This is a genomic window from Natronospira proteinivora (genome assembly GCF_024170465.1).
Lineage (GTDB): Bacteria > Pseudomonadota > Gammaproteobacteria > Natronospirales > Natronospiraceae > Natronospira > Natronospira proteinivora.
In genome coordinates this window covers 1,150,930-1,172,500 of the sequence record NZ_JALJYF010000002.1, presented here as the reverse complement: position 1 = coordinate 1,172,500, position 21,571 = coordinate 1,150,930, and the positions used below count along the sequence as shown (strand labels likewise).

The window sequence follows — 21,571 nt, the reverse complement described above, 5'->3', positions numbered from 1 at the left end:
ACCCGGTTAACTTTTTTCGCTCGCCGGCCTTGCCGGCGCTCTCCGCTTCCTGCGTGAGAGGCGGGCATTGTACTTGGCAATCATTGCCTGTCAAGCCCGCATTTCCCTCGCCTCCAGCGTGTCTTGCTGCGCCGTTACGGTGCTGCTCGGCGACGAGGAAGCGGGCATTATAGAGACCTAAGCCTGAGGGTCAAGGACTTTCGAACACTTTTTCAAAATGGGCTGACTCGGGGCTCCTGGATCAGGAAATGCGCACTCGCCGAAAGCGACGTTTCCCCACCTGAACCACCTGCTCGCTGCCGGCATCGAGACGGTGATCCTTGTCGCGCACGCGCTCACCATCGATCTTCACCGCGCCCTGCTTGAGCATCCTCATGGCCTCGGAGGTGGAGGCGGTCAAACCACTCTGCTTGAGCACGGCAGGAATCCCCAGGCCGCCTTCCGGACCGCTTTCAAGCTCGCTGAGCTCGATCTCTTCGGGCATGGCGCCTTTTCTAAAGCGGTTGACGAAGGCTTGATGAGCGGCCTGTGCGGCGGCCTGCCCGTGGAAGCGCTCCACCAGTTCATCCGCAAGGCGGAACTTGATGTCCCGAGGATTGGCCCCGTCCGCCACGGCTTGGCGGTGTGCCGACAAAACCTCGGGCCCCTTGAGACTGAGCAATTCAAACCAACGCCACATGAGCTCATCGGAGACCGACATGATCTTGCCGTACATCTCCTCCGGGGCCTCGGTGATGCCTACATAGTTATTCAGGGACTTGGACATCTTGTTCACCCCATCGGTCCCCTCCAGCAGGGGCATGGTCAGCACCAGTTGGGGCTTCTGCCCATAGGCTTCCTGCAGCTGGCGTCCCACCAGCAGGTTGAACTTCTGATCCGTGCCGCCCAGCTCCACGTCGGCTTCCAGGGCCACCGAGTCGTAGCCCTGGACCAGCGGGTAGAGGAATTCATGAATGGCGATGGCTTGGCCGGACTGATAACGCTTATGGAAGTCATCCCGCTCCAGCATCCGGGCCACGGTGTGATGGGAGGCCAGCTTGATCATGTCCGCAGACGATACCCCCTCCATCCACTCGGAATTAAAGACCACGCGAGTCTTGTCCCGGTCCAGAATCTTGAAAATCTGCTCTTTATAAGTCTCGGCATTGTCACGCACCTGTTCCGGGGTCATGGGCGGGCGAGTGGCGTTCTTGCCACTGGGATCCCCAATCAGGCCGGTGAAATCACCGATCAAGAAGATCACTTCATGCCCCAGCTGCTGAAACTGGCGCATCTTGTTAATGAGAACGGTGTGCCCCAGATGTAGGTCCGGGGCGGTGGGATCGAAGCCCACCTTGACCCGCAGCGGACGGTCCTGGGCCAGGAGGCTGCGAAGGCTGTCCTCGGGAATGATTTCTTCGGCACCCTGGCGAATTTGGGCAATGGCGTCGTCCAGCTTGGTCATCTTGGCTCCAGTTTTCAGGTGATCACCGGTTCACTTTTTAAGAAATACGGGAAGAATTCCCTCTAATCTTATGATATAACGCAAATTACAATATTCCCGGCGCCGCACTCCCCTCGGGAGCCCATGAGCTCGGGCAGTTGCTTCGCCGAAATTGATTGACGCCCTCCGGGAGAGCGATTAACTTGCCGCCGTCGAAAATCAGCCCAGCAGAGATACCATGCACAGACCGTCAGGCGTAAAACACGATTATAAGCCAAGCAGCCATCGTCCTGCCCGCGGGTCAGGCCTGAAGCTGGGTCTGGGCCGCATCGGGCGCCTCCCAACACTGCCGGCGTGGCGGCCTTCCCATAGACAGGTAGCCTTGGCCGGGGGCCTGGTGGGCCTGATGGTGCTCATTACTTCTTTAAGCGCATTTTCCGGCGCGGACAAGGCAGCTGAAGAGGCTGTCCCGCCACCGCAACAGGAGCGAGAAATCCCGCTCCGCCTGCCGGATGCGCCGCTGATGCAGGCGCTGATGTCGGAAGACCCGTTGTCCGACGCCGACATTCAGGTCCGCACTCTTGAGGTCAAACCCGGGGAAACCCTGGCACGACTGTTTCAGCGCAACGGCCTCAACCGTACCGATCTCCACCATATTATGCAGCTGGGCGGTGAAGTTCAGAGCTTGGCCCGGCTGAGCCCTGGGGACCAGATTGAAGTCCGGGACGACGGCCATGGCAATATCCTGGGCCTTTCGCGGCAAGTGGACTCCGAGCGCATTCTTCATGTGCATCAGTCCGATGATGGCTTCGAGAAGGAACTGGAAACCCTGCCGGTGCAGCGCCAGATCAATTACGCCAGCGGCGAGATCAAGCGTTCCCTGTATCAGGATGCCCGTGCGGCGGGTCTATCCAATAACCTGATCATGAATCTGGCCGGTATCTTCCAGTGGGATATCGACTTCATCCTGGACATTCGCGATGGCGATGAATTTGTCGTCATCTACGAAGAAATCTACCGGGACGGGGAGAAGGTGCGTGACGGTGACATCCTGGCCGCAGAAATCGTCAACCGAGGCAACCGGATTCAGGCAGTAAGCTACACGGACCCGGAAGGTGATCAGGATTTTTACACCCCGGATGGCGACAGCATGCGCCGGACCTTCCTTCGGGCACCACTGGAGTACATGCGAATCAGCTCCCACTTCAACCCCAATCGTCGCCATCCCACGCTTAACCGCATCCGCGCCCATCGCGGCGTCGACTATGCCGCCCCCACCGGGACCCCCATCCGCGCGGCCGGCGATGGCCGCATTGTTCAGCGCGGCCGTCGGGGTGGCTACGGCAACACCATCCAGATCCGTCATGGTGAGCGTTATCAGACGCTATACGCTCACATGTCGCGCTTCGCCAGTGGCCTGTCGGTTGGCAGTCAGGTCCAGCAGGGGGATGTGATCGGCTACGTGGGCCAGACCGGCCTGGCTACCGGCCCCCACCTGCATTATGAGTTCCTGGTGGATGGCGTCCACCGCAACCCGGTGACGGTGGATTTCCCCGCCGCCGACCCGGTGGGTGATGAGTTCCGCGAGGACTTCCTGACCACCACCGCTCCCCTGGTAGCACACCTGGAGCTGATGCGCCCGGGACAGTGGTACGCCCAGCGCAGCGAATAAGCCGGCTTTCGTCATGGCCACCTCCTACTTCATCGGCCTGATGAGCGGTACCAGCCTGGACGGGGTGGATGCCGCCCTTGTGGCCTTCTCCGGACCGCGAATCCGAGTCATCGATTCCCACACCCAACCATTCCCTGACGCACTTGTTTGCGAGCTGTCCCGACTCTGCCAGGCGGAACAGCTGCGACCGGAGGAGATCGCGGCAGCGGAATCCCGTCTGGACAGGGAATATGCCCAAGCGGTCAAGGAACTGACCCGACACCACGGCCTCAAACCGGGAGATATCCAGGCCATCGGCAGCCATGGGCAAACCATTCGACACCTGCCGGCTCAGGGTTTCTCCTGGCAGCTCGGTTGCCCGAGCCGCCTGGCGGCGCTGACAGGCATCCCCGTAGTTGCCGGCTTTCGCCAGATGGATTTAGCCCTGGGTGGGCAGGGGGCCCCGCTGGCCCCTTTCTTCCATGCCGCCTTCTTCTCGGATCCCGGCTGTCATCGTGTGGTGATCAATCTCGGTGGGATTGCCAATATCAGCGACCTACCCCCACAAGGCCGCCCCCTGCGGGGCTGGGATACCGGACCTGCCAACTGCCTTATGGATGCCTGGTATAGGCAGCAGCACTTGAAAGCCGATGACTCCGCCTGGGATGAAAACGGCCAATGGGCCAGGTCCGGCCAGCTGGACGAGGACTTGCTGGACGCGCTACTGAGCGACCCTTATTTCTCCAGGCAAGCTCCCAAGAGCACGGGGCCGGAACACTTTAACTTAGCCTGGCTGAATCGCTATCTGAGCCGCCTGGACAGGCAGCTCCCGGCCGAAGACGTGCAACGGACATTGGCCGAACTCACCATTCGAACCGTCGCCCAGGCCGTCAAGGAAACAAGCGCCGAGGAATACTTCATTACCGGGGGTGGGCGAGCCAATACATTCCTCATGGAAGGTTTTGCCCAGGCCCTGGCCCCTCTGCATGAACGCACCGCGGAGATTGCCGGCATCCCGGCGGATCAGGTGGAAAGCGCCGGATTCGCCTGGCTGGCACGAGAGCGGATGAATGGCAGCCCCCTAGACCTGCCGGAGATCACCGGGGCCGAGAGAAAAGCCACCCTGGGCGGCATCTGGCTCCCGGCCTGATGCCCCACAATCTAGCCGACAAAGGCCAAGCCTGGGAATTGATGCCTGACGGCAGCTACCGCCTGAACACCCCCGGCAAGAAGAAACAACACATTGCACAGGCGGCCTTGCTCAGTGAGCTTGTCGAGCGGGCCTGATCACCTCAGACGATATCCAGCCGGATACCAGCCGCTTTCTGATAGGCCACTTCCTGGCTCAGATCATCCGACAGCAGGGGGTGTTCGTCCAACCAGCCCTGGGGCAATACCAACTGCCAACCTTTCTCATCCGAGGCCTTGAATTGAATGGCGGGGCCCTTATCCCTGCCGCGATGCAAGGCAATGGCAACCCGCAGCAATGCGGCCAATCTCAGGCAATAAGGACGATGGCGCGGCGCAATGGACTCCATGTGACGTCGTGAAAGCTTCTTTCTCTGCAGACGGGCGAGAACCGCCAGCATGGCCTGGTCGTCTCTGGAAAAACCGGCCATATCTGCATTGGCGAGCACATAAGCCCCATGGCGATGATGCTGGTTGTGGGAAATGGACAGACCAATCTCATGCAGAGAAGCAGCCCAAACCAGGAAATTCCGAGTCTCGGGGCGCTCGTCCAGCCCCCAGGACGGGGCAACCGCGTCCCAGGCCATGGCCGCCGTCTCCGCTACCGCTCGGCCATGGGCCCGGTCCAGGCGGTGGCGCTGCATCATGGCGGTAACGGTTCTATGGCGAACATCCTTGTTGCGAATGCGCCCGGCCATGTCGTCAAGTAATCCTTCCCGCAAGGCCCCCGGTGCAAGCTGCATTCGCTCCACCGCCATGACCTCGAATACGGCCTGAAGAATGGCCACCCCACCCGGCAAAATCGCCACCCGGTCGGGATTCAGCTCAGGGAAATTGGATGCTCGCGGCGTACCGAATTGGATCAACTCGGCCCGCAACTTTTTAAGGGACTTGAGCGTAATACCCTCATCACTCCAGCCACGTCCAGTGCTAAGCTCGGCAATGGAACGAATGGTTCCCGATGCCCCTAACGCCGTCTCCCAGCCTAACTGACAATAACGAGGAGCCACTCCCGAAAGTTCGCCACGCGCCAGGGAAAGGGCCCGGTCCATATTCCCCTCTGTGACCTTGAGCCCCTCAAAACAGCGCTCCGTCAGGGACACCGACCCTACGCCCAGTGATTCAAGCCGGTCCGGCCGGCTGCCGGCACCCAGGATGATTTCGGTACTACCGCCGCCGATATCAAGAACCAGGCGTCGCCCGCCGCCCTCCGTGGCATCCGGTGTGGCCCCGGCATAAATGAGACGCGCTTCCTCGTAACCGGAAATCACCTCGATGGGGTGGCCAAGGGCGTTTTCGGCGGCTTCAAGGAAATCCTGCTGGTCGGCAGCCCGGCGCAGGGCATCGGTGCCCACTGCCCGTACCTGTGTGGAATCCATGCCCTTGAGTCGCTCGCCAAAACGGGCCAGGCAGGCCAGGGCCCGGCTACGGGCTTCGGAAGACAAATCCCCCTCATCCGTGAGACCACTGCGCAGGCGAACGGTGGCCTTGATCCGGTCCACCACATGGAGGTCATGCCCGCGCAGACAAGCCACGATCAGGTGAAAACTGTTGGAACCCAGGTCCACGGCGGCCAACACCCTCTCACCAGGTCGAGGCGGGAGCATGTCTCGCACATTATCGATCAGTGGCCGCATGGATCCCCTTCATGAGTCCCTGGTTGCCGAGCCGGCACAGGCATTTTTCTTAGGCATAAAAAAGGGCACCGACGGCGCCCTTATTCAAGAACCAAGCCCCACACGAATACCCTTAAACGGCCAGACCGCAAGGAATCAGGTGCGTGGAACCCAGTCATATGGCTAAACGGAAAAGGAGGAGCCACAACCACAGGTCGTCGAGGCGTTGGGGTTGCGTATAACAAATTGCGCCCCCTCCAGTCCCTCGCTGTAATCGATCTCAGCACCCATAAGGTACTGGACGCTCATGGGGTCTACCACCAGGGTCACCCCCTCATTCTGGATCTCGGTATCGCCCTCACCGGTCTCCTCATCAAAAGTAAAGCCATACTGGAATCCGGAGCACCCGCCGCCGGTGATAAACACCCGCAGTTTGAGCTGGTCATTGGCTTCTTCCTGGATCAGCTCGCGGACCTTGCGGGCCGCGGCATCGGTGAACACCAGCGGATCCGGAACACCCGCGTTTTCTTCCACTGCGTCGGGCACATAGGTCTGGGTACTCATTGGCTAAACACCTTCGCATCGCTGCGTATTTGGATCTTGCCATCATTGTAACAGGCCCGGGCAAGCACCAGGATTAGCGGGCACCATGACTGCGAACCAAGCAGACTGCAGCAGGACTAGGAACCCGGCTTGCCCGCCTCGAAACGACCCGGCTGACCTGCCCGGTCACCACGATCATTGCGCTCGCTCCGATCACCACTTCCACCCCCGCTGCCGGGGCGTGTGCCCGTCTGCCCCTTTTCGAGCAGCAAGGGCTGCTCTGCCGGCTTGTGAACCATCTTTCCGTTCACGCTGGCGCCGGCAGCCATTTGGATCAGATTGTAGTAAACATCACCATTCACCTTCGCATGGGGCGCTAGCTCCACCCGCTCCCGGGCATAGACGTCACCGGTCACGGTACCATCCAGGCTGATATGCGGGACCTTTACATCGCCTTCGATCACGCCATGCTGGCTGACACTGATCACACAGCTTTCGTCCTCCGCATGGACATTGCCGCGAACGGTCCCTTCCACATGCATACCGCCCTCAAAATGGACGTCACCGGTGATCTCGGTATTTCGCCCCACCAGGGTCTCAATTTTTGCGTTTTTCGTGCTCTTTTTCTTGCTGCCGCTGCCCCACATGCCAGGGTCTGCCTCCAATCGGATCTATGTCAGTGGTTGATCATCGGGCCTGTTGGGCCCCGATGACCTCGACGTGTCGCTACAGTCTATCCCTCCGACTCCGGCCACTCAAAGCGTTCTTCCAGATTACCGTCACTGCGCCCTTCCTGGGAAGCGGTTACCAGAACCTCAACCGGCTCAAAATCCGCCGGCAATTCAAGTCGACCATCCAGGTGCTGGAAATAGCGAAAAGAAAATGCCTTGTTACCGCTGCTGGCAATCTCCTCCAGCGACAGAACCCGGGCCTCCCCATCCTGGCGGCCATGAATTTCGACACTGACCTGACCCTCCACCTGCCGGTCGTGACTCAGCGCCTGAATCAGCGTCAGACTATATCGATAGGTCCGGGGTTCCGCCTGGGTATGAATGGCAAAATCCTGAATCTGGAGCCCGCTCTGACCATCCTCGGGGGACACGATTCCCCGATAGAATGCCAATTCCTCCCGAAGGCCGTGGATCTCGTCCTGCAATGTCATGACTTCCTGCCGCAGTGTCTCCCGGGCCGCCTGGTCCACTTCCTGCGCCCGCTCCAGCACGGCCACCTGATTCCCGAGTGCCCGCTCCATTTCCCGGGACTCTTCCAGCGATTGTTCCAGACGCTCCATTCGGGCCTGGGATTCACCGTGGAAATAGCCACCGTCATTCAGGCCGCGCACATAAGCATAGGCCACCGCAGCGAGGGCCGCCGCAAACAGCAAGGCAATGATGATTCTATAACGCCAGGGCCGATGGGCCTTGACAACGAGACTCTCCTGGCTCATCCGTTTTCGACTCCGCGCTCATCCGGCGCCTGGTGGGTTCTGGTATCTTACAGTCGGCCAATCCAGAGAATAACACCTGCGAGGAACCCCTAAATGTTGACGCTCAAGGCTTTTCACATCATTTTCATGGTGACCTGGTTCGCTGGCCTGTTCTATCTACCTCGCCTCTACATCTATCATCGAGCCGCCGAAGATCGGCCCTCGCGGGAACGCTTTGAAACCATGGAATGGCGCTTGTGGCTGATCATGACCATCGGTGCAGGCCTGACGCTAATCAGCGGTTTGCTGCTGGTGGCCTTGTATTGGTGGCCCATGCCCGCCTGGCTACATGCCAAGCTGGTCCTGGTGGCCGGATTGATCGCCTTTCACGCCTATTGTCTGAGGTTGAACCGCCTGTTCCGAGAGGATCGAATGCCCCATTCAGACCGCTTTCTGCGCTGGTTTAACGAGGCACCGGCCATTGCCCTGGTGGGCATTGTCCTGCTCGCTGTGATCAAGCCATTCTAATGAATCCAGTCGGTGCGACGGTCCAGGCCTCACTCGGTCTGGGACTGGATATAGTTCTCCTTGCCCATTTTCTCGATCAGACCCAGCTGGGTTTCGAGGAAATCCACATGCTCCTCCTCGTCCCGGAGTATGTCGCTTAGCAGGTCCCGGGAAGGATAATCGCCAATGGATTCGGCATAGACCACCGCCTCGCGTAGATCCTGGTGGCCATCCAGCTCCAGCTTCAGATCACATTCCAGGATTTCCCGCACATCCTCGCCGATCATCAGTTTGCCCAGATCCTGCAGGTTGGGCAGCCCCTCCAGAAAGAGGATGCGCTCGATGAGTCGATCCGCATGCTTCATCTCATCGATGGACTCTTCGTATTCCACTTTCCCGAGACGGGTCAAACCCCAGTCCTTGAGGATGCGGGCATGGAGAAAATACTGGTTAATTGCGGTCAACTCGTTCTTGAGGATCACATTAAGATGCTGAACGATCTTGGCATCGCCTTTCATGAACGACTCCTTGAGGGGAAGACAAATACCGGGTAGGGGCTCGGACCGACCATTACCCGATTTCGTTCAGTCTAGCGAAGGTGGGAAAGGCGGGGAAGGCTTATCAGGCAATGAGGGGAAAAACCGCAGCCATCAGGCCATGGCGGGCTCAAGCCAGTCTGCATGCCCCAACGCTGCCAGGCGGCTGGCCAGGTGATCGCGCACAGCCTGCTCACAACTGCCACAGGCTGTGGTCACCGCCAATTCGTCCACCAGCGAATCAAGGCTGTGGGCTCCGGCGTCGATGGCCTTGAGGATGGCTCGATCAGTCACCGCATTGCAAACGCAGACATACATGGCGAAACACTCCAAAACGTGACAATGTCAGCATAATCGCGAATGAGAATGATTGTCAACTACAAACAAGGCGGGGCGGCCAGAGACCGCCCCGCCCGGGGCCTAGAAGTCCAATTTCACACCCGCCCAGACGGTGCGCGGCATCCCGGGCCGCAGCCCGGCCGGCCGGCGTGCGGCCACATAGGTCTCGTCACTGAGATTTTCCACGCTGCCAAACAGGCGGACACTGTCGGCAACCCGGTATTCGCCGGAGATATCGAACAGCCAACGGTCATCGATGCGGTCCTCATCAGGAATGGGCCCGGAACCTGCAGTGGCGCGGGTTTCGGCCACGTAATTGGCGCCCGCCCGCAGCAGCCAGTCGCCACTGATGACACTCAAGCTGATATTGAGCTGATCGCTGGGAATCTGCGGCAACTCGTCGCCGCGCTGGACATCACCCCATTCGCTGAAGCCGCTGACAAAGGATTCCTTGAATTCCGCCTCTGTCCGGGTATAGGCCACTTCCAGCGGCAGGGATAGACGGGTATCGGACAAGCGGGCCAGGTCATAACGACCCAGAACTTCCAGGCCCAGCACATCCACTTCCCCCCCATTGAACTGCTCGCCGACTTCACAGTCGGCGCCACTGGCGGCAGTGCAGGTGCCCACCATGTTCTCGAAGGCGGTGAGAAAGCCGATGAGCTCCAGACTCAGGCCGTTGTTCTGGTAACGCAGGCCCGTTTCGTAGTTCATGGAGCGTTCTTCATCCACACCCGGCGAGGCGCCGGACGGGGAAAAGCCCCGATGAATACCCAGGAAACTGCTCAGCTGGGGGCTATGGCGATAGACCGCCCCGAAACCGGGCATCACCACGCTGTATTCCCCCTTGCGCTGGCTGGTGATCTCCTCCCGGCTGGGATTGTCCCCCTCGCGGAAATCGGTCCGCTCGATTTCGATGTCCTCGAAGCGCACCCCTGGGATCAGAGTCCAGTCGCCACGCCGCATGCGGTTTTGCACATGGAAAGCCAGGGCGGTGGCCTCGGTCACCCGGTTGGTGGTACTACCCGGGATTCCCGATTCAATACCGGGATCGCTGCCAGGGGCCAGCAGTCGCAACATGTGGTTTTCATTGCTATAGCTGTCCTGCCACTGGAGGCGATCCTCCTCGTCCTGGTGGTAGCGCAGGCCCACCTCCAGCTGGTGGCTCCACTCGCCAGTGTTAAAACGGCTCGACAAGGTGGTCTGAATACCGCGGGAATAGTAACTGCGGTTATTGGCACGGACATTGCCCCGGGCATCGCCACCGGAGCCGCGAATCCAGTCCATTTCACCAGCATGGCTGTCCGGATCATCGAGGATGCTGCTGATGCCCACATAATCGGGTTGGCCTTGACCATCCCACACCTCATGGAGCTTGTACCAGTTCCGGGCAGTGTCATGATCATAAAGCGTGGTGGTGAAGTCGGCGTTGCCCAGCTCGATGAAGTGGGTCAGAGCGACCTTGCGATGTTCGGTGTTGATCTCGTCCTGGGCCGAGCCACTGTAGCGACGGTAAGGCTGACCCTGGAAATCTTCCTGGGTAAGGCCGAGATAGGTGTCGTCGATGGTCCGGTCCTGGGTGGAGAAGCTCAGCTCCCACTCCTGATAGCGGTCGGTGCCGTTGGGCCGAAACTGCAGCTTGCCCATCAGGTCCTGCTGCTCGAAGCCAGTATTGGGATCTGGCATGCGGTTATCCTGGCGCTGGGGCACATCCAACTGCTTGAAGCCGTCACTGCCGGACTCCCAGCCCTCCAGCAACCAGCCGAGACTGCCCTGGCGGTCACCCACCGTCACCGAATGACGAGAACCGCCGTGGCTGCCGAACAGCAACTGGGCATCGGCCTGGAACGACTCCGGCACCGGCGCGGTGAGCATATTGATTGCACCGGAGGTGGTGTAGGGTCCGTATTGGATGGCGCTGGAGCCTTTGCGCACCTCCACCTGGCGCATGCGCCCCATATTGGGGCTGACATAAGCGGCCGGTGCGCTATAGGGCGCCGGTGCGGCCAGCACCCCGTCCTCCATCAGGGTAATGCGGCCAGCCCGCTCCAGACGGGAACCGCGAATGGAGACATGAGGAAAGAGCCCAAAACCCTCTTCCTCATGAATATAGACACCGGGGACACTCCGCAGAATCCGATGGGGATCAGCATAACCGGTCTGGTCCAACTCGTCCTCGCCAATGACATGGGCGGAACCGGGAATCTCGCGAACGTCATCGCGGCTGCCGGTGATACTGATGCGGTCCAGAATCCGCGTATCGATTTCCCAGTCGGCAGCGGCTTCTTCAGCGGCAAGGCCACTTGTGCTCAAGGCCAGGGTGACGGCTGCAGCCAGGCTGCAGGCAGGGACAAGACGAGACATGAAAAACTCCTTTTTGAACGAAGCAACGATGCGTGAAATCGGGGGCGCCCGCGATCGGAGGTGGTAATGTAAATGAGAACGGTTATCGTTTGCAATAGAGGTAGTGGTGTTTTGGAATTATTCTTTTCTATTGCGAGTCAGAACCACCCTCCCAATGACAATCAGGGCCAAGCTGGAACCAGGAAGGAAAGGCATCGCGGGTCTGAACACCCGCCGGGATAGGCTAGCTGAACAGTTCGGTGGGACAGTATTCGCCGCGGGCCTCGCCACGGGGAAAGGCTACGATATGCTCGGTGTCCAGGCGAATGCCGATCTGTTCACCAATGCGGTGGTCGTGGTGACTGGGTACCAGGGCCAGGACCCGGTCACCGCTATCCAGGCGCAAGGTATAAAGAATCTCGGCCCCCCGAAAGACCTTGTAGCGAACCTCGGCCGTCATGGGGGCATCATCGTCATGAATGATGTCGTCGGGCCGCAATAACACATCCACATCGGTGCCCGGTCGAACATCGGTGATCAAGCGCCCTTCCAGACGGCCCAGCTCGATGTCCACCTTGCCCGGCTCGGCCACCCTGCCTGGAATCAGGACCCCCTGGCCGACAAAGTCGGCAACAAATCGGTTGGCGGGGCGATGATAGAGGTTATAGGGCCGATCCCACTGCTGCAGGGTCCCCTCATTCATGACCCCCACCTCGTCCGCTACCGCGAAGGCTTCCTGCTGGTCATGGGTCACCATCAGGGCGGTGGCGCCGAAGGCCTTGAGCAGGGAACGGACCTCGATGCCCAGCCGCTCCCGAAGCTCCACATCCAGATTCGAAAAGGGCTCGTCCAGCAGGATCAATCGCGGGCGGGCCACCAGTGCGCGCGCCAGCGCGACCCGCTGTTGTTGTCCGCCGGACAACTCATGGGGCTGGGCCCGGACGGCGTCGGCCAAGCCGACGGCGGACAGCATTTCCTCGGCCTGTGCCCGCCGATCCGCCTTGCGTCCTTCGCGCAGGCCGAAGGCCACATTGTCCCGGGCATTCAAATGGGGAAAGAGAGCGTAGTCCTGAAAGACGATGCGAATATCACGCTGTTCCGGCGGTACCGTCCGCCCGGGCTGACTGAACACCCGGTTATCAATCCGCACCTCGCCACTGTCCACCGGCTCGAAACCGGCAATGGCGCGAAGGACGGTGGTCTTGCCACAGCCGCTGGGCCCCAGCAGGCAACCAATCTGCCCCCGAGTCAGGTGCAAGGTGAGCCCCCGCAGGACTTCATGGTCGCCATAAGACAATCGCAGCTGTTCCAGTTCAAGCAGCATGAACGGCCTCGCGGGCTGATTGAGGAAGCGGCTTGTGGGACGGCCCTGAGGGGGCATCCAGACGCCGGGTAAGCATGATAACCGGTATCAGCCCCACCAGCACCAGGGCCACGGCCGGCAGGGCGGCCCGCTCCCAATGGCCCTCGGCCGTCATTTCATAAATGCGCAAGGCCAATGTTTCCCAGCCGAAGGGCCTCAACATCAGCGTGATGGGCATTTCCTTCATGACATCCACGAAAACCAGAATGGCCCCCGTCAACAAGCCACCCCGGACCAGGGGGAAATGCACCCGGCTAATAACCCCCAGCGGCCCCAGCCCCATGCCACGAGCGGCATCATCCAGGGTATGGGAAACCCGCATCAGATTGGCCTGGACGGGGTTATGGGCAACGGCCAGGAAACGCCCTATATAGGCGGCCACCAGCCCCAGTACGGTCCCCTGCAGGGCGATGATGATGGCGTCCTCACCCAGCATCCAGTCAGCCCCCGCCTGCAGCCAGCCACTCACCCAGATCAGCGGCAGCGACAAGCCCACCGCCAACACCGGGCCGGGCACCGCGTAACCGACCGTGGCGACACGGGCACCCATGGTGGCCCAGAGCCCGGTGGATCGCCGCGTGGCATAGGCCAGAAGCAAGCCCAGGGTCACCGCCAGCATGGCTGTCATGCCGGCCAGGCCCACCGAGCGGCCCGCCAGCCCCCAGTAGCGATGATCAAGATCACCCAAATTGCCCGCGGCCCAGAACAGCAACTGAATGGCCGGGATGACAAAGGCCAGCATCAGGGTCAGACCACAAAGGCCGGTGGCAACGGCACGATGCCAGCCACGCAGGGGAAACCGCCGCGGCACACCGGCACCGGTCCCGGTGTAGCGGGTCCGGCGCCGGGAAAGCTGCTCCAGCACCAGGACCAGCAGCACCACCACTACCAAAATGGAGGAAAGCTGCATGGCCGCCTCAATGGACTGGAGGTCGTACCAAGCCTTGTATATTGCGGTAGTAAAGGTTTCGTAATTGAAGGCCGCCACGGTGCCGAAATCCGCGAGGGTTTCCATCATGGCCAGCATCACCCCGGCCGCGATCCAGGGACGAGCCAGCGGCAGTGCCACCCGAAAAAAGCCGGCCCAGGGAGACAACCCCAATGAGCGGGCCACTTCCAGGGCCCGGGCTCCCTGGGTGGTGAAGGCATTTCGAGCAATCAGATAGACATAGGGATAGAGCACCAGCACCAGAGCAATCATCACCCCGCCACGGGAGCGAATGGGGAGCAGACCGGCGTCCTCACCCCACCAGGCCCTCAGAGCCGTCTGCACGGGACCGGCATACTCCAGCTGGCCGATCAGAACGAAGGCCATCACATAGGCCGGCACCGCCATGGGCAGCAACAAGGCCCAGGCAAAGAAGCGACGGCCGGGAAATTCACAGGTGGCCACCAACCAGGCCAGGGCCGTGCCCAGCAAAGCGGTCCCCACCGCCACACCCGCCACCAGCCAGAGGGTGTTGATGATGACCTCCGCCAGAACCTGCTCGCGTAGATGCACCCATACCTCGGTTTCCGCCGCGAACAGACTGGCGCTGACCAGCAAGAGCGGCAACAGGACCGGCAACGCGATCAGCCAGGCTAAAACGGTACCGGACAGCGGGCGTCGGCGGGCCCAACGCCGGGCAATACCTTCCACTACGGCTGTTGGGCCCCGGTTTGGCATGCCTTAGCGATAACCCGCTCGATCCATGAGCATGACCGCTTCCCGCTGGCGGGCCCCGGACTGGCGGACATTGATATCGTTCTGCTTGAACGTCCCCCAGGAGGACACCAGCGGATCCGGCGCCACGTCGGGGTTGGCCGGATATTCGAAGTTCATCCGCCCCATCATCGCCTGGGCTTCTTGCTCACTCATCCACTCCAGCAGGGCCCGGGCACCTTCGGGGTTACCAGCATGACGGGTCACACCCCCCCCGGAAATATTCACATGCACCCCGTTCTCATCCTGATTGGCCCAGAAGATCTCCAGTGGCAGATCCGAATCCTGATCCAGCAAGCGGCCGTAATAATAACTGTTCACCAGACCCACATCGCACTGCCCGGCGAGTATCGCTTCCATCACCTGGGTATCACTGGAAAAGGGATCGGCGGCGAGATTATCCACCCAGCCGCGCACGATTTCCTCGGTTCGCTCGGCGCCGTGCTCCTCGATCAGAATGGCCACCAGCGACTGATTGTAGACCTTGCGCGAGCTTCGAAGACAAAGCCGCCCTTCCCAACGCTCATCAGCCAGATCCGCATAGCTGCTCAGCTCTTCCGGGTCCACACGATCCGGGTGATAAACCATGGTGCGCACCCGCAGGGAAAGGCCAGACCACTGTCCCTCGGGGTCCCGCAGGTGGTCCGGAATATTATCCTCCAGCATCGCGGATTCAACGGGGGCAAGCAGGTCCCGATCCGCGGCCTGCCAGAGATTACCGGCATCCACGGTCAGCAGCAGATCGGCCCGCGTGCGTCGTCCTTCCGAAGCAATGCGTTGCAGGAGCTGACCGGCATCGCCGGTGGTATAGCGAACTCGAACCCCGGTCTCGGCTTCATAACGATCGAACAGAGGCTTGATCAGGTGTTCCTGGCGCGCGGAATACACCACCACCTCTTCCCCATCGTCCGCGAAAACCGACTGGGAAAGCGGCGGAAGCGCCATCAAACAGGTCAATGCGGCCACAAAGGCCGTGGTTCGGACAGACATAAACCATTCTCCAAGTGCATTACGAAATCGAGAATGCACATGATAATGAGAATTATTCCCAATTGGAAGCGCGAGTCATTATGCCCCCCGCCCACCCCGGGCCCGCCGCGGAAGGGGCTTGACCCCCTCGGGCGGGGCCGGGGCCCGGCCTTCGGGAAAGGCCATGGGCGCCAGCTCCTGCAGGGCGCGCTCATAGACCCGTCGCTTGAAGAAGACCACGCCCTCCAGGGGGGTCCACCAATCCACCCAGCGCCAGGCATCAAACTCGGGATGGTGGCTCAATTGCAAATCGACACGGGATTCACTGGCCACCAGTCGCAGCAGAAACCAGATCTGCTTCTGGCCGATACACACGGGCGTCTGGTGACGCCGTATGAAGCGGCGAGGCAGGCGGTAGCGCAACCATCCCCGGGTACGTCCCAGTTCCGACACATCCTCCGGCCGCAAACCGACTTCCTCTTCCAGTTCGCGATACAACGCATCGTGCGGTTTTTCGCCTTGCTGGATACCCCCTTGAGGGAACTGCCACCCGGTATGGTTGATCCTGCGCGCCCAGAACACCCGGCCCACATCGTTGCAAAGGATAATGCCGACATTGGGCCGGAATCCGTCGCGATCAATCACGATAAGACTCCGTAAGTCAGGGGAACCCCTAGGGTTCCGTATGACAGTGATTCTTCCACAGCGGAGCAGGCGGGGCAATGGGCGAAGGGCGATTCCCTGCCTTCGGCGCTGGAATCCTTGCCCTGTCACCGGCCCCGCCCCCATGACAGCAGCACGGAGATCGTTGACAATGTCGCCCCTTTCACGGCGGAGCCCGGATACCATGAAGCTGGCCTTGTTTGATCTGGACAATACCCTGCTGGACGGCGATAGCGATTATCTCTGGGGGGAATTTCTGATTGCCCGGGGCTTGGTGGATGGGGATTGGTACCGCCGGGAGAATGATCGCTTTTATGAGCGCTACAAGACCGGTGATCTGGATATCCGAGAATTTCTGCGCTTCGCCCTTCAACCCCTGGCCGAACATCCTCGGGACCTGCTGGAAAGCTGGCGCAACGACTTTCTGGAAGAGCAAATCATGCCGCGTATCGGCGCGGATGCCCTAAAGCTTGTGGACCACCACCGTGAGCAGGGAGAGACACCGCTGATCATTACCGCCACCAACCGCTTCGTCACCGAACCCATTGCCCAGCTTTTCGGAATCAATCATCTACTGGCGACAGAACCGGAGGTCCAGGCGGGGCAATTCACCGGCGAGGTCAGCGGCACACCCTGTTTTCAGGACGGTAAGCTGATTCGACTCAGGGACTGGCTGAACGGGCAGACCGAATCACTGGCGGAAGCCTGCTTTTATTCCGACTCCCACAATGACCTGCCCCTGTTGGAGGCAGTCGGCCACCCGGTAGCGGTCAACCCCGACCCTGCACTGGCAGCCATTGCCCGTGAGCGGGCCTGGCCGGTGATGCGACTGAGCGCCGACTAAGCCTCTTTAGGTCTCATCCGGCAGCTGAATGACCCCGCTCATGTAAAGGCTGGCATGACCGGCAATCTGGACCCGATCCCCCAGGGCCCGGCAGAACAGCTCCCCGCCCCGCTTGGAAACCTGCCGGGCGTGCAGGCGGGTTACCTCCAGGCGCTTGGCCCAGTAGGGAATCAGGGTACAGTGGGCCGAACCGGTCACCGGATCCTCCGGCACCCCCACCTTGGGGGCAAAGAAGCGGGAGACGAAATCGCAGCCCCGCCCCGGTGCGGTAACAATCACCCCGCGCGCGTCAAGCGCCGCCATGGCGGCCATATCCGGCTGCATGCGCTGAATGCTCTCGATCTGGCGATACACCGCCAACACATCGGTAGCCTGCATCACGACTTCCGGCTCCTCCCCCAGTGCCTGGGTCAATTCGGCCCGCAACGCGGTATCGGCCGGCACCGGGGGACGCGACGGGAAGTCCAGTACCAGTCGGCCGGCTTCATCATTGCTGACCGTCAAGGGGCCGGAGGCCGAGTCGAATTCAATGGCCTGGCCCTGCAAGCCGAACTCCTGCTGGATTACCCAGGCCGAGGCCAGGGTGGCATGCCCGCAGAGATCCACCTCCCGGGAGGGGGTAAACCAGCGGATCTGCCAACGATGACCATCCGCCATGACAAAGGCGGTTTCGGAGAGATTGTTCTCCGCCGCGATGGCTTGAAGTGTTACCTCCGGCAGCCAGGACGGCAGCGGCACCACGGCCGCCGGATTACCGGCGAAGACCTGATCACTGAAGGCATCGACCTGAAAGATGGGCAGTCTTGTCATTGGTCCTTTCCATCCCATGGCAACCGGCGGCGCAGAGTGTCGTGCAGCCGCCGGTTACTGGCAAGAACATCCCGGCTGCCCAGACCCAACGGCTGTCCATCCAACTGAGTCATACGGCCACCGGCCTCTTCCACAATGACCGCCAAAGCGGCCACATCCAGAATATTCACATCCGATTCCAGCACCGCATCCAGGGCGCCGCGGGCCAGCAGATGATAGTGACAAAAATCACCATAACCCCGGATTCGCTCCACCTGACTCACCAGACGTCCGAAATCCGCCCAGGCACGGGGCCGGGCCGCCAGGCTTGCCAGATTGCCGGTGGACAGGGTGGCATCCCGCAAGCCTCCTGTCTCGCTCACCGAAATGGGCTCATCATTGAGAAAGGCCCCGCCCCCCTGCATGGCCCAGGCGGTTTCGGAAAAACCCGGTGCATGGGAAACACCCAGCACCAATCGCCCCCGGTGCATCAAGGCCACCTGGGTGGAAAAGAAGGGCGTCCCCCGGATAAAGCTGCGGGTCCCATCCAGGGGATCAATCAACCACAGCCATTCGGCGGCCAGATCCCCTGCCCCTTGCTCCTCGCTCCAGATGGCGTGCGCAGGCCAATCCTCGGCAATCACTTTGACAATGGCACGCTCGGCCGCCAGATCCACCTCGGTCACCGGTGTCTGATCGGCCTTGATGCGAACGTCCCGGGGGCCCTGGACCGCGTCCGCCATTACCCGGGCTGCTGCCGCCACGGCCCGCCGGGCTGTAGCCAGATAGGCTGAATAGTCCTGGTCACGATGCCGTCCCGAACGCTGATTCATAGTCCTTCCCGGAGGAAAAAGATCAGAATATACCGGAGGAACCCGCGCAAACCTAGTAGACCAGACGAGGCACTCGACCCTGCCGCCTTCGACATATACACCAAATCCCGCTTGTACCCGGTCTACGAGGGCTTGCCACCACAGGGCTTTCCTCCCCCACCGGGCCAAACTATAGTGAGCTCTGAACGGGCGGCCGCTTATCGCCCTTTAAAGCAGTACCGATGTGGCTTAACCATAGCCGGAATCGGTCCCCTTTCCCGACCCGCAGGAGAAATACCGTGCTGACTGCCATTACCTGCCTGCTTCTCATCACCCTGACATTCATTTTGCTTTACCGTGGCGCCGGCCTGATCACCGCGACCCTTGTCCTGGGTGGCGTGCTGGTGGCCTATACCGCGGCTCAGCTGATCACCGCGCAAGCCGGTGTGGGTCTGGTCATTAGCTGGGGGATATTTTTGCTGGCGGCCGGGCTGCTCAACATCGCCCCCCTGCGCCGGGCCCTGATCAGCCGCCCGGCCCTGGCCGGTTTCCGGCGGGTCATGCCGGAGATGTCGGATACGGAACGGGAAGCCCTGGAAGCAGGCACGGTCTGGTGGGAGGGGGAACTGTTCTCCGGCCGGCCGCAATGGAAAGAGCTGCTCAAACTCCCCAAGAGCCAACTCAGCGAAGAGGAACAGGCCTTTCTGGATGGGCCGGTCAATGAACTCTGCGGCATGCTGGATGAGTGGCGAATCACCCATGAATGGGCCGACCTGCCGCCCGAGGCCTGGCGCTTTATCAAGGAAAAGGGCTTTTTCGCCATGATCATTCCCAAGGCCTATGGCGGCCTGGAATTCTCGGCCCTGGCCCAGTCCGAAGTGCTCACCCGGGTGGCCGGTTGCAGCCCTACGGCCGCCTCCCTGATCGCAGTCCCCAACTCCCTGGGGCCCGGTGAGCTGCTGGAGAAATACGGCACCGATGAACAGAAAAACCACTATCTCCCGCGACTGGCCCGCGGCGATGAGATCCCCTGCTTTGGCCTGACTGGGCCGCGCAACGGCTCCGATGCCGCCTCCCTGACCGACACCGGCGTGGTCTGCAAGGGAGAATGGCAGGGCGAGACCGTCACTGGTATCCGCCTGAACTGGCAGAAGCGCTACATCACCCTGGCGCCGGTGGCCACGGTGCTGGGCCTGGCCTTTCGCCTACTGGATCCCGACGGGCTGATGGGGGATGAAAAGGATTACGGCATCACCGCCGCCCTGGTCCCCACCGACCTGCCCGGGGTCACCACTGGACGGCGCCATTTCCCGCTCAACATCCCCTTCCAGAACGGGCCCACCGAGGGCGAGGATGTCTTCATCCCCCTGGACTTCATCATCGGCGGCCCGGCCATGGCCGGCCAGGGCTGGCGCATGCTGATGGAATGCCTGTCCGCGGGCCGGGCCATCTCCCTGCCTTCCAACACCGCCGGCGCTTCCCTGGCCGGCATCGCCGCCACCGGCGCCTATGCCCGAGTTCGCCGTCAGTTCGGCATGCCCATCGGCCGCTTCGAGGGTATTGCCGAGGTGCTGGCCCGCATGGGCGGGTTTGGTTGGACCATGGAGGCCGCCCGGCGGGTCACCGCCACCGCCATCAGCGAGGGCGAGGAACCGCCGGTGGCCGGCGCCATCATGAAGTATCACATCACCGAAATGGCCCGGGTGGTGGGCAACGATGCCATGGATATTCAGGCCGGCAAGGGCATCTGCATGGGCCCACGCAACAGCCTGGCCCGGGGCTATCAGAGCATCCCCATTGCCATCACCGTGGAAGGAGCCAACATCCTGACCCGCAACATGATCATCTTTGGCCAGGGCGCCATGCGCTGTCATCCCTGGGTCCTGCCTCAGATTCATGCCGCCGGGGAAACCGACCCGGCCAAGGCCGTGCGGGAATATGACCAGGCCCTGTTCGGGCATCTGGGTTTCACCATGGGCAACGCCGTCCGCTCCCTTTGGCTGGGCCTGAGCCGGGCCCGAGGTACGGCAGCACCCAAGGGACCGACCCGCCGCTACTATCAGCATATTGCCCGCTTCAGCGCCGCCTTTGCCCTGATGGCAGACTTCGCCATGCTGACCCTGGGTGGCTCGCTCAAGAAGCGTGAGCGCATCTCCGCCCGTCTGGGCGACATGCTCAGTTACATGTACCTGGCCTCCATGGTGCTCAAGCGCTACGAAGACCTGGGACGACCAAAGGAAGACCTGCCCTTCGTGGAATGGGCTTGCCGGGACCTGCTCTACAAGCTTCAGGAGCAGCTCCACAGCCTGCTTCGCAATTTCCCCGGGCGTCTTGTGCCGGGGCTTTTGCGCTGGCTGGTCTTTCCTCGGGGCCGCAGTTTCTCCGCTCCCAGCGATGCCCTGGGCAATGAGATCGCCGAACGGCTGATAAGCGACGGCCCCAGCCGGGACCGGCTAACCGAGATTGTTTTCCGGGGCGGTGAAGACACCGCCATCGGGCTGCTGGAAAAGGCGCTCAAGCAGGCCGAGACCATGGAACCCCTGGACAAGCAAGTGCGGGAAGCGGTCAAGGCCGGCAAGATCGATCACGCCCCCACCGCCGATCAATACCGCAAGGCGGCCGAGCTGAGCGTGATCAGTAGAGAGGCCGAAAAACAGCTGCTGGACTATGACGCCCTGGTGACCGAGATCATCGCCGTGGACGACTTCGACAGCGATGAACTGGGCACCCAACCCCTGCCGGGCATTCCAGCTCATAGCTAGTGGTGAGCTAAAGGATGAAGAAAAAACCGAGGATGGCTGGATCCTGCAGATAGTGAGCTATCAGGTAGAAAACCGCCAGGCCCTGTCCGATTACC

At 61.2% G+C, this 21,571-nt stretch carries 20 protein-coding genes; 6 read left to right on the top strand and 14 right to left on the bottom strand.

The window, feature by feature from the left end:
• Nucleotides 1–241: 241 nt before the first annotated feature.
• Nucleotides 242–1,444, bottom strand: coding sequence for a tyrosine--tRNA ligase (gene tyrS, locus J2T60_RS12315; protein ID WP_253450741.1), 1,203 nt, complete (start codon nucleotides 1,442–1,444; stop codon nucleotides 242–244).
• Between the two features lie 385 nt (nucleotides 1,445–1,829).
• Here tyrS and J2T60_RS12310 point away from each other — a divergent pair, with 385 nt between their 5' ends.
• The 3 genes from J2T60_RS12310 to J2T60_RS12300 are packed head-to-tail and all read left to right on the top strand — an operon-like array spanning nucleotide 1,830 to nucleotide 4,361.
• Nucleotides 1,830–3,095, top strand: coding sequence for an OapA family protein (locus J2T60_RS12310; RefSeq protein ID WP_253450738.1), 1,266 nt, complete (start codon nucleotides 1,830–1,832; stop codon nucleotides 3,093–3,095).
• A 13-nt stretch (nucleotides 3,096–3,108) separates the two neighbouring features.
• Nucleotides 3,109–4,224 carry an anhydro-N-acetylmuramic acid kinase gene (locus tag J2T60_RS12305; protein ID WP_253450736.1) on the top strand — a complete coding sequence of 372 codons (1,116 nt, stop codon included), beginning with the start codon at nucleotides 3,109–3,111 and terminating at the stop codon, nucleotides 4,222–4,224.
• Nucleotides 4,224–4,361 (top strand): hypothetical protein, encoded by a 138-nt coding sequence (locus J2T60_RS12300; protein ID WP_253450732.1) that lies wholly within the window; start codon nucleotides 4,224–4,226, stop codon nucleotides 4,359–4,361. The genes J2T60_RS12305 and J2T60_RS12300 overlap by 1 nt, the downstream gene beginning before the upstream one ends.
• Nucleotides 4,362–4,366: 5 nt before the next feature.
• On the opposite strand, the gene J2T60_RS12295 is transcribed toward J2T60_RS12300, so the two are convergent.
• The 4 genes from J2T60_RS12295 to J2T60_RS12280 all read right to left on the bottom strand — a co-directional run bounded on the left by J2T60_RS12295 (nucleotide 4,367) and on the right by J2T60_RS12280 (nucleotide 7,868).
• Entirely contained in the window at nucleotides 4,367–5,899 is a 1,533-nt protein-coding gene (locus J2T60_RS12295) for a Ppx/GppA phosphatase family protein (RefSeq protein WP_253450730.1), read from the bottom strand.
• A gap of 162 nt (nucleotides 5,900–6,061) precedes the next feature.
• Nucleotides 6,062–6,442 carry an iron-sulfur cluster insertion protein ErpA gene (erpA, locus tag J2T60_RS12290; protein WP_253450727.1) on the bottom strand — a complete coding sequence of 127 codons (381 nt, stop codon included), beginning with the start codon at nucleotides 6,440–6,442 and terminating at the stop codon, nucleotides 6,062–6,064.
• 116 nt (nucleotides 6,443–6,558) lie between these two features.
• Entirely contained in the window at nucleotides 6,559–7,068 is a 510-nt protein-coding gene (locus tag J2T60_RS12285; RefSeq protein WP_253450724.1) for a bactofilin family protein, read from the bottom strand.
• An 86-nt stretch (nucleotides 7,069–7,154) separates the two neighbouring features.
• Entirely contained in the window at nucleotides 7,155–7,868 is a 714-nt protein-coding gene (locus J2T60_RS12280; RefSeq protein WP_253450721.1) for a DUF6776 family protein, read from the bottom strand.
• 93 nt (nucleotides 7,869–7,961) lie between these two features.
• On the opposite strand from J2T60_RS12280, the gene J2T60_RS12275 reads away from it, so the two are divergent.
• Complete coding sequence (locus J2T60_RS12275) at nucleotides 7,962–8,375, top strand: CopD family protein (protein ID WP_253450718.1); 414 nt, start codon at nucleotides 7,962–7,964, stop codon at nucleotides 8,373–8,375.
• Nucleotides 8,376–8,404: 29 nt separating this feature from the next.
• On the opposite strand, the gene bfr is transcribed toward J2T60_RS12275, so the two are convergent.
• From bfr to J2T60_RS12240, 7 genes are all read right to left on the bottom strand, one after another.
• The gene (gene bfr, locus J2T60_RS12270; protein WP_253450715.1) at nucleotides 8,405–8,872 is read right to left on the bottom strand and encodes a bacterioferritin; all 468 of its coding nucleotides are present in this window, start codon (nucleotides 8,870–8,872) and stop codon (nucleotides 8,405–8,407) included.
• Between the two features lie 132 nt (nucleotides 8,873–9,004).
• Entirely contained in the window at nucleotides 9,005–9,208 is a 204-nt protein-coding gene (locus tag J2T60_RS12265; RefSeq protein WP_253450712.1) for a (2Fe-2S)-binding protein, read from the bottom strand.
• 102 nt (nucleotides 9,209–9,310) lie between these two features.
• On the bottom strand, nucleotides 9,311–11,593 hold the full coding sequence (locus J2T60_RS12260; RefSeq protein ID WP_253450709.1) for a TonB-dependent receptor family protein: 2,283 nt from the start codon (nucleotides 11,591–11,593) through the stop codon (nucleotides 9,311–9,313).
• Between the two features lie 223 nt (nucleotides 11,594–11,816).
• Entirely contained in the window at nucleotides 11,817–12,896 is a 1,080-nt protein-coding gene (locus J2T60_RS12255) for an ABC transporter ATP-binding protein (RefSeq protein WP_253450706.1), read from the bottom strand.
• A complete protein-coding gene (locus J2T60_RS12250) occupies nucleotides 12,886–14,574 on the bottom strand; it encodes an ABC transporter permease (RefSeq protein ID WP_253450703.1) in 1,689 nt (562 codons plus the stop codon). Before J2T60_RS12250 ends, J2T60_RS12255 begins: the two co-directional genes overlap by 11 nt.
• Nucleotides 14,575–14,604: 30 nt before the next feature.
• Nucleotides 14,605–15,627, bottom strand: a complete 1,023-nt coding sequence (locus tag J2T60_RS12245) for an extracellular solute-binding protein (RefSeq protein WP_253450700.1) — start codon at nucleotides 15,625–15,627, stop codon at nucleotides 14,605–14,607.
• Between the two features lie 78 nt (nucleotides 15,628–15,705).
• The gene (locus tag J2T60_RS12240; RefSeq protein ID WP_253450696.1) at nucleotides 15,706–16,251 is read right to left on the bottom strand and encodes an RNA pyrophosphohydrolase; all 546 of its coding nucleotides are present in this window, start codon (nucleotides 16,249–16,251) and stop codon (nucleotides 15,706–15,708) included.
• 202 nt (nucleotides 16,252–16,453) lie between these two features.
• Here J2T60_RS12240 and J2T60_RS12235 point away from each other — a divergent pair, with 202 nt between their 5' ends.
• Nucleotides 16,454–17,113, top strand: coding sequence for a histidinol-phosphatase (locus J2T60_RS12235; RefSeq protein ID WP_253450693.1), 660 nt, complete (start codon nucleotides 16,454–16,456; stop codon nucleotides 17,111–17,113).
• A 6-nt stretch (nucleotides 17,114–17,119) separates the two neighbouring features.
• Here J2T60_RS12235 and J2T60_RS12230 read toward each other — a convergent pair whose 3' ends face one another.
• Together J2T60_RS12230 and J2T60_RS12225 are read right to left on the bottom strand one after the other, a co-directional pair.
• Nucleotides 17,120–17,923: a PhzF family protein gene (locus tag J2T60_RS12230; protein WP_253450690.1), complete on the bottom strand. Its 804-nt coding sequence runs from the start codon at nucleotides 17,921–17,923 to the stop codon at nucleotides 17,120–17,122.
• On the bottom strand, nucleotides 17,920–18,735 hold the full coding sequence (locus tag J2T60_RS12225) for an inositol monophosphatase family protein (RefSeq protein ID WP_253450687.1): 816 nt from the start codon (nucleotides 18,733–18,735) through the stop codon (nucleotides 17,920–17,922). Before J2T60_RS12225 ends, J2T60_RS12230 begins: the two co-directional genes overlap by 4 nt.
• Nucleotides 18,736–19,013: 278 nt before the next feature.
• On the opposite strand from J2T60_RS12225, the gene J2T60_RS12220 reads away from it, so the two are divergent.
• Complete coding sequence (locus J2T60_RS12220; protein WP_253450684.1) at nucleotides 19,014–21,476, top strand: acyl-CoA dehydrogenase; 2,463 nt, start codon at nucleotides 19,014–19,016, stop codon at nucleotides 21,474–21,476.
• Nucleotides 21,477–21,571: the final 95 nt, after the last annotated feature.

Coding starts and splice junctions, on each gene's coding strand:
- J2T60_RS12235 (WP_253450693.1), top strand. CDS start 16,454: ATGAAGCTGGCCTTGTTTGATCTGGACAATACCCTGCTGGACGGCGAT.
- tyrS (WP_253450741.1), bottom strand. CDS start 1,444: ATGACCAAGCTGGACGACGCCATTGCCCAAATTCGCCAGGGTGCCGAA.
- J2T60_RS12280 (WP_253450721.1), bottom strand. CDS start 7,868: ATGAGCCAGGAGAGTCTCGTTGTCAAGGCCCATCGGCCCTGGCGTTAT.
- J2T60_RS12275 (WP_253450718.1), top strand. CDS start 7,962: ATGTTGACGCTCAAGGCTTTTCACATCATTTTCATGGTGACCTGGTTC.
- J2T60_RS12305 (WP_253450736.1), top strand. CDS start 3,109: ATGGCCACCTCCTACTTCATCGGCCTGATGAGCGGTACCAGCCTGGAC.
- J2T60_RS12265 (WP_253450712.1), bottom strand. CDS start 9,208: ATGTATGTCTGCGTTTGCAATGCGGTGACTGATCGAGCCATCCTCAAG.
- J2T60_RS12295 (WP_253450730.1), bottom strand. CDS start 5,899: ATGCGGCCACTGATCGATAATGTGCGAGACATGCTCCCGCCTCGACCT.
- J2T60_RS12245 (WP_253450700.1), bottom strand. CDS start 15,627: ATGTCTGTCCGAACCACGGCCTTTGTGGCCGCATTGACCTGTTTGATG.
- J2T60_RS12300 (WP_253450732.1), top strand. CDS start 4,224: ATGCCCCACAATCTAGCCGACAAAGGCCAAGCCTGGGAATTGATGCCT.
- bfr (WP_253450715.1), bottom strand. CDS start 8,872: ATGAAAGGCGATGCCAAGATCGTTCAGCATCTTAATGTGATCCTCAAG.
- J2T60_RS12255 (WP_253450706.1), bottom strand. CDS start 12,896: ATGCTGCTTGAACTGGAACAGCTGCGATTGTCTTATGGCGACCATGAA.
- J2T60_RS12225 (WP_253450687.1), bottom strand. CDS start 18,735: ATGAATCAGCGTTCGGGACGGCATCGTGACCAGGACTATTCAGCCTAT.
- J2T60_RS12230 (WP_253450690.1), bottom strand. CDS start 17,923: ATGACAAGACTGCCCATCTTTCAGGTCGATGCCTTCAGTGATCAGGTC.
- erpA (WP_253450727.1), bottom strand. CDS start 6,442: ATGAGTACCCAGACCTATGTGCCCGACGCAGTGGAAGAAAACGCGGGT.
- J2T60_RS12310 (WP_253450738.1), top strand. CDS start 1,830: ATGGTGCTCATTACTTCTTTAAGCGCATTTTCCGGCGCGGACAAGGCA.
- J2T60_RS12260 (WP_253450709.1), bottom strand. CDS start 11,593: ATGTCTCGTCTTGTCCCTGCCTGCAGCCTGGCTGCAGCCGTCACCCTG.
- J2T60_RS12285 (WP_253450724.1), bottom strand. CDS start 7,068: ATGTGGGGCAGCGGCAGCAAGAAAAAGAGCACGAAAAACGCAAAAATT.